Here is a 14,243-nt window from a genome sequence, read left to right as displayed (position 1 = left end):
ATTTTCTCACAGAAAAAACTTTACCATGAGGCTTAGCGCGTCAAAAGCCCTCTTGTAACCTTCGCTTAGTCAATTTGCACATTCGCCATCCAACACGCAGTGATGCAAAACATGATTCAATGAGCAGCTTTATGAAGACGTTGGTACTTAGGCCGCGTACTTTGCGGCCTTACGTACCACTACGTCTTCATCTAAGCGAGAGCGCGCTGCGAATGAACATGTTTTGCATCACGTCCTGATTCCCGAAATAATTCCGCATGGTGAAACCTTGTTCTATTTTATCATTGTTTTTCCGAAAAAACAATAGGTTTGCTATTGACATTTTCGAACACCACCATTATACTTACCTCATAAATTAATTATTTTTGAAACTCAGTTTTGCATTATGAAACTTTTAAAGGAGAATAAAGATGAACGAAATATTAGAACAGATTTCCAAAATAGGTATTGTTCCTGTAATCGCATTAAACGATGCTAAGGATGCAGCTCCTCTTGCCAAGGCGCTCTGCGACGGCGGACTTCCATGTGCTGAGATCACTTTCAGAACTGATGCTGCTGAAGAATCCATTCGCATTATGGCAACAGAATTTCCCGAAATGTTAGTCGGAGCAGGTACTGTCCTTACAACTGAACAGGTTGACCGCGCTGTTGCAGCCGGTGCAAAATTCATTGTTAGCCCTGGTTTAAATCCTAAGATCGTAAGATACTGTGTTGAAAAAGGAGTTCCGATCACTCCTGGATGCACAAATCCAAGCGATATCGAACAGGCAATCGAATGCGGACTTGAAGTCGTTAAATTCTTCCCAGCTGAAGCTGCCGGCGGACTTAATATGATCAAATCCATGGCTGCTCCTTATACAAAGATGAAATTCATGCCTACCGGCGGAATCAACGCAGCAAACCTTACTACCTACCTTGATTTCAAAAAAATCATCGCTTGCGGCGGAAGCTGGATGGTAAGCAACGACCTGATCAAAGCTGGAAAATTCGATGAAATCGCTGATCTCACAAGAGAAGCCGTTTCAACAATGTTAGGATTTTCACTCAAACATGTGGGCATCAATATGAACGAGGAATCCGAAGCAGATACGCTTGCTGATACTTTTGGAAACATGTTCGGATTTGCAAAGAAGACTGGCAGCAGCTCAATCTTTGCCGGAACCGGAATCGAACTTCTGAAGACACCTTACTTAGGAGCAAACGGCCACATCGCCATCGCTACTAACTACATCGAACGTGCCATCTACCATTTGGAAATGCGCGGATTCGAATTCGATCCAGAGACTAAGAAATATGGTCCAAACGGTGATTTAGTCGCAATTTACTTCAAAGGCGAATTCGGCGGTTTCGCAATGCACCTGGTTACGAAATAAATTTTGAGTTACTTCTATAAACAATCAACTATAATCGGAGGATTAGAATAATGGCAAAGAAAATAATTACTTTTGGTGAAATCATGTTAAGACTGGCTCCTGAAGGATACTATCGTTTCGTTCAGGCTGAATCATATGGCGCTACATACGGCGGTGGAGAAGCAAACGTTGCTGTTTCACTTGCAAACTATGGTATGGACGCAGAATTCGTTACAAAACTTCCAAAACACGAAATCGGACAGGCCGGAGTCAATGCATTAAGACGTTTCGGCGTTAAGACTGACAACATCGCTCGTGGCGGCGAAAGAGTAGGTATCTACTTCTTAGAAAAAGGCGCAAGCCAGAGAGCTTCCAAAGTAATCTACGACCGCGCAGGATCTTCAATCGCAGAAGCTACTACTGCTGATTTCGATTGGGAAAAGATCTTCGACGGCGCTGACTGGTTCCACTTTACAGGAATCACTCCTGCTCTTGGAGACAACGTTACTGCAATCTGCTTAGAAGCATGTAAAGCAGCAAAAGAAAAAGGAATCACAATCAGCTGTGACCTTAACTACAGAAAAAAACTCTGGACAAAAGAAAAAGCTGGCCAGGTTATGGGCGAACTTTGCAAATATGTTGACGTTTGTATCGCAAATGAAGAAGATGCAGCTGACGTATTCGGCATCAAAGCAACTGGCACAGACGTTACAACTGGTACAATCAGCCACGAAGGCTACAAAGATGTTGCAAAACAGTTAGTAGACCGTTTCGGATTCAAAAAAGTTGCTATCACATTAAGAGAATCAATCTCTGCAAACGACAACAACTGGGCTGCTATGCTTTATGACGGCGGCAACTTCTTCTTCAGCAAAAAATACCTGATGCACATCGTTGACCGTGTTGGCGGTGGCGATTCATTCGGCGGCGGATTAATCTACGCTTCTCTGAATGACTACGATTCTCAGTCGACTATTGAATTCGCAGTAGCTGCAAGCTGCCTGAAGCATTCAATCGAAGGCGACTTCAACCAGGTATCTGTTGATGAAATCAAAACATTAGCTGGCGGAGACGCTTCAGGACGTGTTCAGCGTTAATCTGCAACTATTCAGGACCATGTCCTTCACAGTTACAGATGATGCACAAAAACTGCAGGTTCTGCAATTTTGCACATACCAAACTCGGGTTTTTATGCAGAATCAGCATTAAAACACCTCGCGGAACAGGAGTTCTGAATAATTACGCCTGCTACCCGCATTAATTAGTTCCCAATTGCCATGGGAAGCAATTCTAAATAGATGACTTGAAAAAACCGGGGTACTGTGTCCATGCAGTGCCCCCAAACTTTAACCAGGAGGTTCCTTATGAATTCAAAAAGAGAGTTTGATTTATTGGCACTTGGCGAGTTGCTGCTTCGCCTGTCCCCTCCGGACAACGAGCGCATCACCAGAGGAGAGACTTTACAGAAACAGGTCGGCGGCGCTGAATTGAACGTCGTTTCCGGTGTATCCCTTCTGGGCCTCAGGACCGGCATCATCTCCAAACTGCCCTCAAACAATCTGGGCACCTATGTAAAAAACAGAATCCGCTTCTGCGGAGTCAGCGATGATGCGCTTGTATATGACGAAAGCCGCGATGCGCGCCTTGGCGTCTACTACTATGAAAACGGCGCTTATCCCCGCAAGCCAAGCATCGTTTATGACAGAATGTACACCTCGATCAATAAAATCGACATCTCTGATTTTGATGATTCCATATACAGCTCCACCCGCTGCTTCCACACCAGCGGAATAACCCTCGCCCTGGGCGAGCAGGTACGTAGGACCGCCATCGAAATGATCAAGCGTTTCAAAAAGGGCAGCGCCCTCATCTCCTTTGACGTGAACTTCCGCGCCAACCTCTGGTCCAGCGAGGAAGCAAAAGCATGCATCGAAGAAATTCTTCCCTACGTCGACCTGTTCTTCTGTTCAGAAGAGACATCAAGGCTTACCTTCCTCAAAGAAGGCACCCCAAAAGAAATGATGAAAAGCTTCACCAAAGACTTTCCTATTACCATGGTGGCTTCCACCCAGAGGATCGTCCACAGCCCGAAATGCCATACCTTCGGCTCCATCATTTACAGCGCCAGCGAAGACAAGTACTACGAGGAAGATCCTTACCGCAATATCGATGTAATCGACAGAATCGGCAGCGGTGATGCCTATGTCGCCGGCGTGCTTTACGGGCTCCTTGCCCACCCTGGCGATTTCCAGAAAGCGCTGGAATACGGTAACGCTACAAGCTCCGTTAAGAACACAATACCGGGCGACCTGCCCTCTTCCGATTTAAAGGAAATCAACAACATCATCCGCGACCATCAGAATACAGGACGCCAGTCCGAGATGGACCGCTAGAACAGAACGGAAGCCTCGCTTCCGCTGAAACACACTAAGCATACCTCATAATCTTCATATACATTCCAAAGGAAGGGCTGTTGCAAAACTAACGATGTTAGTTTTGCAACAGCCACTTTTATTTGAATTTGTTTGTTATTCAACTAATTGCTTTCCAATGACACCAAAGAACCCTCTGTTTCTTCGGCAACACAATTTCCAATCGAAAATTTTTCTGTTTTCATTTTTTTCTCAGAAACCCTATACTCTTTCTCTAAACCGTTTTTATCAACTGCATAAATAAGCACATCGGATGATTCAGAAACATCTTCTATTCTGACAATTTTCATCATATTTTCAGAAAGTCTTTTATCTTTCGCAGCGCCGATTGCCAGACCAATACTCATCCCAATTGGTATCCCAAAACACATTCCATAAGTCATACTATCTGGAAATAATATCATTCCAAAGATTAATCCCATTGACAAGCCAAAGCTCATTCCGATGCTCATATATAACGTCATATATTTTTTAATTTTATTTTTACTATCCACTATTAAACATCTCCCAATAATTTTATATTTTCCATTCTATAACAAAATCTCCTGCCTCAACCATCTCTGACCAGGCAAGCATCAGTATATTGGCGTAATTTCGGAAATGAGGCTTTATTCCGCGGTTAATGCCGGGGCAGTATCTTTCAAAGCCCTTCTTTGCTTCAGATATTTTCGAAGTGCAAAAATACTTACCACAGATGATGGCAGACCAAGGATTACCCAGACAATTAAAAGGCGATTCAAATTCCATGAAGAAAATGAATATTTATATAACTCAACGGAAAGATTAAATCCCATATGTATAAATACTCCTGGCCATATAAATCTATAATGCTCATATACAATACCCAGTAGTATCCCCATTAATGTTCCTAAAATGAATTGTCCTATGTTCCCATGATAAATCCCAAATATTAGTGCCTGAATAATTATTGCTTTTTTCACCGTTGTGGTATGTAAAAGCTTTTCAAGACAAAGACCTCTGAATATGAATTCCTCAACTACAGGGCCTGCCAGCACTGCAAAAATAAAATGTAATTTTCCAATATATCTTTCCTCACCACTGCCTGTAAATTCGTTTATAAATGCAGGATAGATAAGTACAATAATTAATGCAATAGAGATAGGAATGATCAGGCTTAAGAAACTTATACTATATCCACCAGCTAACCACTTCAAATTGTATGCTGATGTAAAGAATTTTTTAAATTCAGTGCGTGTTTCAGTAGAAAGATACCTCTTAAACAAGCTGACTGTTACCACTGCTGCTACAACAGCTCCTAAACAATCAAAAATATAAAAAATTTTCTCATCTATCCCATCAAATAAAATAGCACAAACGAGTCTGATAAACTGGTATAATAATACAGCAATAATTGCTTCTATCATGTATTCCTTTTTTTCTGTGTCCATATCTCTTCTCCCCTTATCTTTTTTTTAAAATTCACTTTTCCTTTATACTGCATATATTAATAATGAAAATTTGTCGTCTTCGCAGTATGCTCATAATCTACACATCAAATCTTATGTCCTTTTGGCAATATCATATATTTTGGAATTCTAATATGATCCGGTTTATTAATAATATCCAAAACTGCTTCTGCTATATCCTTTGGTTGCAATGCTGTTGAAATTCCAAGTAATTCTTTGGGTTTTACAGCCCAATCCCTATGTAATCCTGTATCCACAAGCCCTGGTTCAATACATGTGATCTTTACATCGGTATCACAAAGTTCCATTCTAAGCGATTCCGCCAATGCCTCTAAGGCATAATTACAGCCTGCATAAGCACCAGAATTTTCACGTGTTTTTGTTCCCATCACACTTGAAATTATAACAATATGACCCTTTCCTACTTTCTTAAAATATTTCAAAAAAGTATAAATTAATCTGAAAGACATTTCTACTTTTAATCGAATCATTGTACACATTTTATCAATGTTAATGTCTTCAATTGTATTAGATTCAATAATTCCTGCATTTACACAAAGCACATCACATTTATTCCACTTATCCAGGACTTCCTCTAACAAACATTCCGATGTCTGCGGATTAAGCATATCAAGATTATTCAGTATTAAATGATCCGACTCATCAAATATTGAAGCTATTGTTCTTGCATTTGCCAAAACATAATAATCTTCACCTATTAAAGTTTTACAAACCGCATTTCCAATACCACTACTTGCTCCCGTTACAACTGCTACTTTTTTATTCATTAGCAACACCTCTTATTTATTAGTAAGCTCTGTCACAGCATATTTTTGGACAACTAATTATAATTTATTCATAATTTTCTCAGCTCAATGCCTTCACCCTGTACCAATATTGATACTTATCTTTAAATCCCAGTTTTTTATACAGTTCTATTGCATTTGTATTTTCATCGACAACCTGAAGATATGCTTTTTTTGCCCCGTATCTGGCCGCTTTGCTTATCAGAGACGCGCAAATATCCTGCCCGTACCCTTTTCGTCTGTGCTGTTCAGATACCGCAATACCATAAAGACCGGCATACTCATTTTCAATCACACATAACCCACAGGCCACGATCTCATTATTGCAGGATAATACAGCACAAAGTGTCTGATTTAGAATGTTGCCTTGCATTTTCTTTGCCAATGGAATTGAATCCTCGCTTATACCGTTCAGAAGACAGTAATTGCTTTGCCAGTTCTCATTTATATTATTTGTCACAACGGAACATAACCCATCAGTATTCATTTGCGGAATGTCCATCACCATAATATTCGTTTTGGTTACGATGGAATAATCCGACTCTGCTAACGCACTATCCAAATCGCAGGAAAGCGGCGTGATCTTAAATACGGTTGGCAGGTTCTGATGCGAGTATATCTTTTCACAGCACCGTATTTTATCGGCGGCTGGCAGCGTCGAAGGATACAACATATTTACCGAATTTGCTCTATAGGTATACCCTCCCGCAAACCGCAGCTGCCATCCATCATAATATACTGTATTTAATGAAGGATGTGCATTCATTGACATTTCTTCTATTCGTCTTATTTCTGTGTTCATAATCCGCCTTTCCGCAAGTTTGTATTATGCCTTCTTCTTTCATCCGGCTCCGTCAAATAAAATAGCTGATACTCAGTATTTTTCAGCTGAGCATTTATTCGTTCTGCAACTTTGAAACTTTCAATTAAATCACAACAGGGAAACAATGTGAATCAACTGACCTTCGCAGTATGCTCATAATCTTAAGTTAATTTACTTGAGAGTGGCTGTAAATATAAAAAAGTTCTTGGCTCTGTTTGTATTCTTTTGCAACAGATTCAAATGTTTTATCAAATTCTTCTACAGCTTTACTGTCAAGTTCGTAAATTGGACTTTCGTGGAATTCCCAATTACCAACCGGAATAGCTACATCACAAAGTTCTTTTACTAATAAAGCCGTTGGGAATATATTATTACCAACATAAATATTATAATGTTTGCTACTTTTAAATCCGAATGGAATGTAGTTTTCTGGATTTCCAAAGATTACTATCGTATCATATCCCATTTCAACAGCTTTTTTAAATGAATGTTCCACAAGCATTCTTCCGTACCCTTTTCTTTGGTATTCAGGCAAAACGCTAAGTGGCCCAAACGTCAAAATTTCTTTAGCATTACCATTTTTTTCAACAAGTTTTGCTTTTGTAAACATTATATTGGCTATAATTCGGCCTTCATGCTCGATTACAAAATCTAAATTTGATATAAAATCTGCATGGCCACGCATTACGTGCACAAGGTAATGCTCATCGCATCCTGGAGAATGCAAATTCCAAAACGCTTGGCGAGTTAGTTCTTCAACTTCTCTATAATCTTTTGTCTCTTCGTTTCTTATGTTCATTTATTAATTATCCTCCTATAATATGAATTTTCTCTGCCAAGTGACTGCCCACTGTTAGTAATTGCTTAAACACTTAAGAAAAAATGAAAATAGACTAAACAGTTTTCTAATCATTTGTAATCATTTTTTCCATTCCGCTCCCCATACTTTCATAAGGACATATACAAAAACCAAGGTCTCTATAGAATTCTTCCTTGCCGGCTGATGCCCTTAAATTGATTGCAACCTTCCAGCCATCTTTCAACGTGGACTGTATATATTTCTCGGCAAAATAATACAACATAGTTCCTATCATTTTCCCCTGATAATCAGGCATTCCTTCATCTACACATACAACCTTTTTGCCTTTTTTACAAAGTTGCTCCGATATCAAATTGGCGGTAGTTCTTTTACCGCTTCCAGGAAGACCTTCTACGATAATTAATTTTGTGTTATTCATAAATACCTCCCTTGATTTTTTCTGTCAAAACACGACTATTCCTATCTGCTACTCAGTGTATCCTCATAAGTTCTCCAATAAACAGGAATTTCCCTAATATATCTTATTCTTTATCTTTTCACAATTGCAATATCGTGAAATATTTTCACAAACAATCTCGCATAGTAAATTCTCTGTCGCCTGCAGATGTTCAAATGCAGTACCGGACGCATGTGGTGTAATCATACAACGTGGGTTACTCCAAAGTAAATGCTCTTTTGGTAGTGGTTCTGGATTGGTAACATCTAATGCCGCACCCCACAAATGTCCATTACTTAACAACTCATCTAATGCAATACCGTCTATAAAATTACCACGCCCCACATTAACAACAATGGCACCCTTTTTCATAGCCTTCAATCTTCGATAATTCATATAACCATTCGTCTCATCAGAATTGGGAATACAACCAATCACAACATCAGCAACAGGAAGGTAACTCTCTGCATCATCTAAGCTACAAAGTTCATTGAAAAATGCTCTTTGCTTATCAGTATTTCTGCACACACCAATGATATATGCATCAAACCCACTAAGCCGTTTGGCAATTGCAGAACCTATATCTCCAGCTCCATAAATCAGAACTTTCGCATGATCAAGAGACTGAATTGGGCCACGCCTGTCCCACACTCTCTGCTGTTGTTGTATATGATAATCTTTGAAGTTCAGCATTAACGAAAGAATCATCCCTACAACAAATTGTGACATAATTATTCCGTATGTCCCACTCGCATTTGCAAGGCTGACAGACTCTTTAGGAAATTGCAAATCACTTCGTGTGTATTGATCTGTCCCAGCCCAAGTCATCTGAATTAGCTTCAACTTCGGACAATTAATCTCTGGATTTTGTAAAAAACTTATAGGTGGCTGCCCAATTACAATCTCAGCTTTTTTCAAAGCATCTTTCAACTCTTTTTCATCATAATCACCTGATATCTGCGTTATCGTAAAATCCTCTTTTGCAGCACTTTTAATTAAATTTATATGTTTCTCACGAAACGGTTCCAGAATCAATATATTTCTCATAAACCTAATTTTACCCTCCCGCAGATTCTAATTTTGTGTTCCAGTTACTTCTTGTTGCCAAGTTTGCTTCTTGTATATTTTCACTCTATTCACCCAACAAATTTCGATTTGTTTCATTCCTCTATAATTGCATTAGTATCATTGCTAAGATAAGTTTTACAACAAGCTCCAGATCTATATTAAAATTTATATGCAGTGTTTTTATCCTCATAATTCCGCCTATAATCATCGGAATCATAAATGGCAAAGAAATTACCATGCCTTTTAAAAACATACTTGTAGCAGTATTAACTTCTTTGAAATTTCAGAATTTGTGGGCAAAGTACTGTTTTCAAAATCATTCCTTTTCTTCAAATGGCTTTCTTAAAAAAACAGACTTTTCTACAACACAGACAATAAATATTTCTATAGGTGAAAATACAAATGCTAAAACAATTGCCACTAATAGCCCCGTCCAAAATACACCATTAAAAAAATTATCATTTATTAATTCTGAAACCTTAAATATTATCATGAACAACATAAAATTTAAAACACTGTTAAAACATTTCCATTTCTTCTCATTTAATTTCTTCTTATTTAATTTATTCATTAGCTACTTTCCTCCATAAATTTAAATTTATCGCTGCCTTACTGCAAAATCTTTAGTTCTCAATCGCCAACGATTGCACAGTAGCAGAAAATAATTCTATTCTCATTTTTTATATGCTATTGCATCTATCTGAATATGAAGCCCGTCAGGTCCTCCACTATGTGCAAATTCGGTCTGTATTGTTTTTCTTGCTGGATATTTTCCATCAAATCGCAGTTTGAATACTTTTTCCATTATAGGAATATTCCATGGGTCTCTAAGCAAAACATCAATCTTTACAACAGCATCCAACGATAAGCTGATCTGTTTCAAGCGATTTTCCATATCATCAATTGCTCCATTGACCTGTGCTTCAAAGGGTTGCCCCACATTCCCAACACAGAAATTCATAAAAACAAAATCTCCTGCCTCAACCATCTCTGACCAGGCACAGTCCTGATTAATATTGTATCTTTTAATTTCACTCATAATTTTCTCTCCTAATTCAGTTCGATATTTATAGCGATTTCAAACTTATCCAAAACAAAATTTATCTTTTTCCCATATGAATTCCATCAATCTTTTTGAACCCAAATTGTTGATATAGCCCGTGAACATTTTCTGTTAATAGCATTCCTAACATATCTTGCAATCTATTATCACTGGTGATCATTTCTAGTATAGCTTTTCCCACTCCCATTCCACGATACTTTTCATCAACTATAACATCACAAATATATTAATTTGTCGCAAAATCGGTTATTACACGAGCAAAACCAATTTGTCTATTTTCTTCATTAGTAAATGCTCCATAGCACAAAGAATTTTCCATGCTTTTTATTACTTTTTCTTCATCCCTCTTATTAGCCCAATAAGTCTGAGCTAATAATTCCTTAACCTTTTCAATGTCCATCTCATCATTATCTTGCTTAACATGAAATTTACTATTCATATCTGGTCTCCTTTTCAAATTATATGCTCTGCCACAATAGGGAACGATTGCTAATTGGTTTTGGCTTTCCTTCTCTTCTTATATAAACAGATCAGTACATCAAACAATATTGTTCCACAAACGATACTAAATGCCCAAATAAAATCCGCTTTTGATGATTTGATAAAATGTAAAAGCAAGATAAAGAAAAATATGAAAATGTATTTGAACAAATAATTTAAAATAAAATTTTTCATCACTATATCCCCTCTAATTTTTCATTTACATTAAATTACACTTATTTGTTTTATCTCCAAAAGCATACCGTTCCGTCTGAAACTATATATGTTACTCTTTAAAAACAGCAAAATAATGATAGATATAACTCTAATTATAATATTCTTACAATTTAAAAATTGAAGCAAATCATCTATGCTACGTAATTGCCCTTTTCTATTTTAACCCTATCTCATAAAACGGCGGATAATCCGTATTTTTTATCAGGGCGTTTATTCGCTGCTTTTTTCGCTGCTTTTTTCGCTGCTTTTTTCGGATTTTAGCTTTAAATTTGTTTTTCAAATATTAATTCAAAATATGTAGCCGCGCCATAAGGATGTTTTTTGCAAGACCTTTTTGTAGGAAATTGCAAAACATTTTTGTAGGTTGTTGCACCTACATTTTGTAGGTAATTGCAACGGCGTTTGCCAGCCAAATTAGGACTGGCATATTGCCATTGCAGACATATTTAATTGTCACAACGTGAGATACGGGAAGGGCATATCTTCTTCATACTCTTCATGGGCATTCTCTCGAAAGTATTGGTATTCTTCATCCAGCTTCTTGTAACGGATGAATTCATTCAGGTATCTTAAGTCTGCCTCAGAATGGTTACAGTCTTCAACAAGACTGGAAATGAGATCACTCATTTCAGAGCATCGATTCTGCAGATTTTGATATATATTTTGTTCTTTTAAAACTTTGTTATTTTTAGCCATGGTTACCTGCCTCCTGAGTATTTATTCTTGCAAATGCTTCATTTATGCTCGATTCGCGCAAGCGATTGTTAACGCCAGGAAATAGAATCAGATCCACATGATGCGTCAATCGGCCAATGAGCGCTGTTGCCATTCTCTGGTCATAAAGGACATTTACCCATTGTGAGAATTCCAGATTTGTGTTCAGGATCACGGATTTCTGCTCATGAATTTCCGAAAGATAATCAAAGAGCAACTGGGCGCCAGTTCTGTCATAGGGCACGTAACCGAATTCATCCAGTATAAGGATTTCAGCACTTCCGAGCTTCTTTTTTAACGACGTCAGTGTTCCTTTGGTCTGACTTTCCGAGAAAAGGTTGATGAGTCCGGCTGTACGGTAAAACTTGACAGGAATTCCCTGATTACATGCAGATATTCCAATCAGAATAGACAGCATGGTCTTTCCAGTTCCTGTTCCACCGTACATGATGACGTTCTTTCCAGAATGAAAGAAATCCAGATTTATCAGACTCTCGAGTGAGATTCCCTCTGGGAAATCAATTTCGTCCGTACGGAACTGCTCTTTGGTATAAAGTTTGGGAAAACCAGAAGTATTCAGCAGCTTCATGATTCTGCGTTCCTGACGATACTTGACTTCATTACTCAGTAGGTTTATAAGGTATTCCTGATGGGTCCCTCCTTCCTGGGTCAGGGCTCTTTCTGCCAGGTTGGACGATAAGCGCAACTGCTTGCAGCATAAAGCAATGGATTCTTGTATATCAGCCATTGAATGCACCTCCCTTCTTGAGGGCGGCATCAAGGTTCGCCAAATCATTCCTGAATGGAATGACTTTCTGCGATGGTATACCGCTTAGATTATCAAGTGGTGGTAACAACGGAACTTCGGCATAAGTACGCCGGTACAGGTTCTGTAAGCTGTCCGGGTCTGTTGCATGAAAACGGATTGCTTCGTCTACTGTATTTAATGCGCCAGAGAAGCCACTGCGCTCTGTAAGTTCTGCAAGTATCTTTAGGACTCTGCCGCGTTCACTGCTTTCACAGCTGTCCATATAGATTTGCATGTTTTCCGGCATCATCCCATAGATGCCGCTATTCCTTAGAGAACGAGGCTTACGGGCGATGTATTTCAGATATGGGATCCAGTCCATGCTTTCAAAGTCATCACCGTATAATCGCCTGTGACGAACGATTTCATGGAGGCTGCTATCCATAACAATTACTTCCGAAGAGGTGATTCGTAATCGGACAGTATCCTCACAAAATGCAGGTGATGCCGAATAACGATGTCTGCCATTATCAACTGTAAACTTGCCATACTTATCGGTACGTGCAGTAGTGTATAGGGCTGTGTCAAACGCAACTGACGGTAACGGGAGAAGTGCTCTTTTATCTTCTTCAAAAAGCTCGCTGATAAAGCGATTCTCGTCATCATCATAATGCTCGCGTTCCATATCCCGGTCGCAGGCAGCGAGCAGTTCCTTGTTCTTCTCGACAATGCTTGTAAATTCAGGAACCGGAACCAGCTCATTCCGACGAAGATAGCCCACCTTATTTTCAACATTCCCCTTTTCCCATCCGGATTCAGGGTTCATAAATACCGGCTTAAAGCGGTAGTGTTCACAAAAACGCTGAAAGCGTTCTGTAACGTTACGTCCGCCACCTTTGATGATGTCTTTAACAATCGTACGGGTGTTATCAAACCAGATTTCTGTCGGAACTCCGCCCGTATGCTCGAACATGGCAACGAGCCCTTCGAGGAGACACTCCATGTTTTCACCATAATTCAGCTGTAGATAACCTCCGTTGCTGTAGGGAAAACTAAGCACAAGATATTTGGCCTCATGATGAAGTTTGCCGTTCTCATAGAAATCGGCATAACCAAAATCTGCCTGGCCTTCTCCCGGAGAATGTTCCAGTGGAATGTATCCGTCCTGGCGCTTGAGATGAAGTTCCTTCTTTTTCACCGCAACGTAGGAGGCGACAAGGCGATAGCTGCAATCGTAATCCGCTGCTTCCTCCTTAAGCCGCTTGTGCACTTTCTTAGCGGTGTGTCGTTGTTTTCTTGGTGCTTTTTTATCAGCCGTCAGCCAACTGTCAATCAGCGGCTTGAATGGGTCAAGTTTTGACTCATTCTTTTGTACTTCTGGCGTTGGTGGGCTGGTATTAAAATTTTCCATATCCACATATTTGCGAACTGTGCGCCAGTCACAATCCATGATGGTTGCAATTTCAATCAGATTTTTGCCTTGCTCATAGTAGAGCTCTCTGATACGATGAATCTGATCCATTTTAGTCATACTCCTTTCCTCCCTTGTTTTATTTGTTTGCTACAACAAAACAAGGTTACTGGTTTATATGTATGTCTGCAATGGATTTTTACAGTTCCGACTTGGGCGCTACCACTAGGCGCTGCCCGTTCCATGGATTCCGTAAGGAGGCTTTGCAATTACCTACAAAATGTAGGTGCAATAACCTACATTTTGGTTTTGCAACTTCCTACATTTTCATGGTTCTTCCTCACATCTTCGTATATACGTATGCAAATAACTGGTAGATTGTGTTATACTAATAATAAATATCCGTGAGGTGATCAAAATGCAGAG

The 14,243-nt window shown here is 39.2% G+C and carries 17 protein-coding genes; 3 read left to right on the top strand and 14 right to left on the bottom strand.

The annotated features are described in order from the left end of the window. Positions 1 to 410 precede the first annotated feature (410 nt). From eda to BJR36_RS11915, 3 genes are all read left to right on the top strand, one after another. Positions 411 to 1,373, top strand: a complete 963-nt coding sequence (eda, locus tag BJR36_RS11925) for a bifunctional 4-hydroxy-2-oxoglutarate aldolase/2-dehydro-3-deoxy-phosphogluconate aldolase (protein ID WP_091234581.1) — start codon at positions 411 to 413, stop codon at positions 1,371 to 1,373. Positions 1,374 to 1,423: 50 nt separating this feature from the next. Beyond that, the gene (locus BJR36_RS11920; protein ID WP_091234578.1) at positions 1,424 to 2,449 is read left to right on the top strand and encodes a sugar kinase; all 1,026 of its coding nucleotides are present in this window, start codon (positions 1,424 to 1,426) and stop codon (positions 2,447 to 2,449) included. A gap of 267 nt (positions 2,450 to 2,716) precedes the next feature. After that, positions 2,717 to 3,745, top strand: a complete 1,029-nt coding sequence (locus BJR36_RS11915; protein ID WP_091234575.1) for a sugar kinase — start codon at positions 2,717 to 2,719, stop codon at positions 3,743 to 3,745. A gap of 143 nt (positions 3,746 to 3,888) precedes the next feature. Here BJR36_RS11915 and BJR36_RS11910 read toward each other — a convergent pair whose 3' ends face one another. The 14 genes from BJR36_RS11910 to istA all read right to left on the bottom strand — a co-directional run bounded on the left by BJR36_RS11910 (position 3,889) and on the right by istA (position 13,928). Beyond that, positions 3,889 to 4,278 carry a hypothetical protein gene (locus BJR36_RS11910; protein WP_242875550.1) on the bottom strand — a complete coding sequence of 130 codons (390 nt, stop codon included), beginning with the start codon at positions 4,276 to 4,278 and terminating at the stop codon, positions 3,889 to 3,891. A 114-nt stretch (positions 4,279 to 4,392) separates the two neighbouring features. Beyond that, the gene (locus tag BJR36_RS11905) at positions 4,393 to 5,193 is read right to left on the bottom strand and encodes a CPBP family intramembrane glutamic endopeptidase (RefSeq protein WP_091234571.1); all 801 of its coding nucleotides are present in this window, start codon (positions 5,191 to 5,193) and stop codon (positions 4,393 to 4,395) included. A gap of 104 nt (positions 5,194 to 5,297) precedes the next feature. Continuing rightward, positions 5,298 to 5,999: an SDR family oxidoreductase gene (locus BJR36_RS11900; RefSeq protein WP_091234568.1), complete on the bottom strand. Its 702-nt coding sequence runs from the start codon at positions 5,997 to 5,999 to the stop codon at positions 5,298 to 5,300. Positions 6,000 to 6,078: 79 nt separating this feature from the next. Next, positions 6,079 to 6,819 carry a GNAT family N-acetyltransferase gene (locus BJR36_RS11895; protein ID WP_091234566.1) on the bottom strand — a complete coding sequence of 247 codons (741 nt, stop codon included), beginning with the start codon at positions 6,817 to 6,819 and terminating at the stop codon, positions 6,079 to 6,081. Between the two features lie 187 nt (positions 6,820 to 7,006). Further along, positions 7,007 to 7,639 carry a GNAT family N-acetyltransferase gene (locus BJR36_RS11890; RefSeq protein WP_091234563.1) on the bottom strand — a complete coding sequence of 211 codons (633 nt, stop codon included), beginning with the start codon at positions 7,637 to 7,639 and terminating at the stop codon, positions 7,007 to 7,009. Positions 7,640 to 7,745: 106 nt separating this feature from the next. Next, positions 7,746 to 8,078 (bottom strand): hypothetical protein, encoded by a 333-nt coding sequence (locus BJR36_RS20965; protein WP_091234560.1) that lies wholly within the window; start codon positions 8,076 to 8,078, stop codon positions 7,746 to 7,748. Positions 8,079 to 8,171: 93 nt separating this feature from the next. Continuing rightward, a complete protein-coding gene (locus BJR36_RS11880) occupies positions 8,172 to 9,143 on the bottom strand; it encodes a D-2-hydroxyacid dehydrogenase (protein ID WP_091234558.1) in 972 nt (323 codons plus the stop codon). Positions 9,144 to 9,480: 337 nt separating this feature from the next. Then, positions 9,481 to 9,735 (bottom strand): hypothetical protein, encoded by a 255-nt coding sequence (locus tag BJR36_RS11875; RefSeq protein ID WP_091234556.1) that lies wholly within the window; start codon positions 9,733 to 9,735, stop codon positions 9,481 to 9,483. A 102-nt stretch (positions 9,736 to 9,837) separates the two neighbouring features. Continuing rightward, on the bottom strand, positions 9,838 to 10,203 hold the full coding sequence (locus BJR36_RS11870) for a RidA family protein (protein ID WP_091234553.1): 366 nt from the start codon (positions 10,201 to 10,203) through the stop codon (positions 9,838 to 9,840). 61 nt (positions 10,204 to 10,264) lie between these two features. After that, positions 10,265 to 10,450 carry a GNAT family N-acetyltransferase gene (locus tag BJR36_RS21160; protein ID WP_408605721.1) on the bottom strand — a complete coding sequence of 62 codons (186 nt, stop codon included), beginning with the start codon at positions 10,448 to 10,450 and terminating at the stop codon, positions 10,265 to 10,267. Between the two features lie 3 nt (positions 10,451 to 10,453). Then, positions 10,454 to 10,666 carry a GCN5-related N-acetyltransferase gene (locus BJR36_RS20720; RefSeq protein WP_242875546.1) on the bottom strand — a complete coding sequence of 71 codons (213 nt, stop codon included), beginning with the start codon at positions 10,664 to 10,666 and terminating at the stop codon, positions 10,454 to 10,456. Positions 10,667 to 11,397: 731 nt separating this feature from the next. After that, positions 11,398 to 11,640, bottom strand: coding sequence for a hypothetical protein (locus tag BJR36_RS11855; protein ID WP_091234547.1), 243 nt, complete (start codon positions 11,638 to 11,640; stop codon positions 11,398 to 11,400). Further along, positions 11,633 to 12,406 (bottom strand): ATP-binding protein, encoded by a 774-nt coding sequence (locus tag BJR36_RS11850; protein WP_091234545.1) that lies wholly within the window; start codon positions 12,404 to 12,406, stop codon positions 11,633 to 11,635. Before BJR36_RS11850 ends, BJR36_RS11855 begins: the two co-directional genes overlap by 8 nt. Then, positions 12,399 to 13,928, bottom strand: coding sequence for an IS21 family transposase (gene istA / locus BJR36_RS11845; protein ID WP_207648860.1), 1,530 nt, complete (start codon positions 13,926 to 13,928; stop codon positions 12,399 to 12,401). Before istA ends, BJR36_RS11850 begins: the two co-directional genes overlap by 8 nt. Positions 13,929 to 14,243 lie beyond the last annotated feature (315 nt).

Source organism: Anaerobium acetethylicum, assembly GCF_900096945.1.
GTDB classification, from domain to species: domain Bacteria; phylum Bacillota; class Clostridia; order Lachnospirales; family Lachnospiraceae; genus Anaerobium; species Anaerobium acetethylicum.
This window is presented reverse-complemented; position numbering and strand designations above follow the sequence as displayed.

Bases quoted from the DNA above. Each gene is read 5' to 3' on its own strand.
- BJR36_RS11920 (WP_091234578.1), top strand. From the start codon at position 1,424: ATGGCAAAGAAAATAATTACTTTTGGTGAAATCATGTTAAGACTGGCT.
- BJR36_RS11915 (WP_091234575.1), top strand. From the start codon at position 2,717: ATGAATTCAAAAAGAGAGTTTGATTTATTGGCACTTGGCGAGTTGCTG.
- BJR36_RS11855 (WP_091234547.1), bottom strand. From the start codon at position 11,640: ATGGCTAAAAATAACAAAGTTTTAAAAGAACAAAATATATATCAAAAT.
- BJR36_RS11850 (WP_091234545.1), bottom strand. From the start codon at position 12,406: ATGGCTGATATACAAGAATCCATTGCTTTATGCTGCAAGCAGTTGCGC.
- istA (WP_207648860.1), bottom strand. From the start codon at position 13,928: ATGGATCAGATTCATCGTATCAGAGAGCTCTACTATGAGCAAGGCAAA.
- BJR36_RS20720 (WP_242875546.1), bottom strand. From the start codon at position 10,666: ATGAATAGTAAATTTCATGTTAAGCAAGATAATGATGAGATGGACATT.
- BJR36_RS11895 (WP_091234566.1), bottom strand. From the start codon at position 6,819: ATGAACACAGAAATAAGACGAATAGAAGAAATGTCAATGAATGCACAT.
- BJR36_RS11875 (WP_091234556.1), bottom strand. From the start codon at position 9,735: ATGAATAAATTAAATAAGAAGAAATTAAATGAGAAGAAATGGAAATGT.
- BJR36_RS11890 (WP_091234563.1), bottom strand. From the start codon at position 7,639: ATGAACATAAGAAACGAAGAGACAAAAGATTATAGAGAAGTTGAAGAA.
- BJR36_RS20965 (WP_091234560.1), bottom strand. From the start codon at position 8,078: ATGAATAACACAAAATTAATTATCGTAGAAGGTCTTCCTGGAAGCGGT.
- BJR36_RS11870 (WP_091234553.1), bottom strand. From the start codon at position 10,203: ATGAGTGAAATTAAAAGATACAATATTAATCAGGACTGTGCCTGGTCA.
- BJR36_RS11880 (WP_091234558.1), bottom strand. From the start codon at position 9,143: ATGAGAAATATATTGATTCTGGAACCGTTTCGTGAGAAACATATAAAT.
- BJR36_RS11900 (WP_091234568.1), bottom strand. From the start codon at position 5,999: ATGAATAAAAAAGTAGCAGTTGTAACGGGAGCAAGTAGTGGTATTGGA.
- eda (WP_091234581.1), top strand. From the start codon at position 411: ATGAACGAAATATTAGAACAGATTTCCAAAATAGGTATTGTTCCTGTA.
- BJR36_RS11905 (WP_091234571.1), bottom strand. From the start codon at position 5,193: ATGGACACAGAAAAAAAGGAATACATGATAGAAGCAATTATTGCTGTA.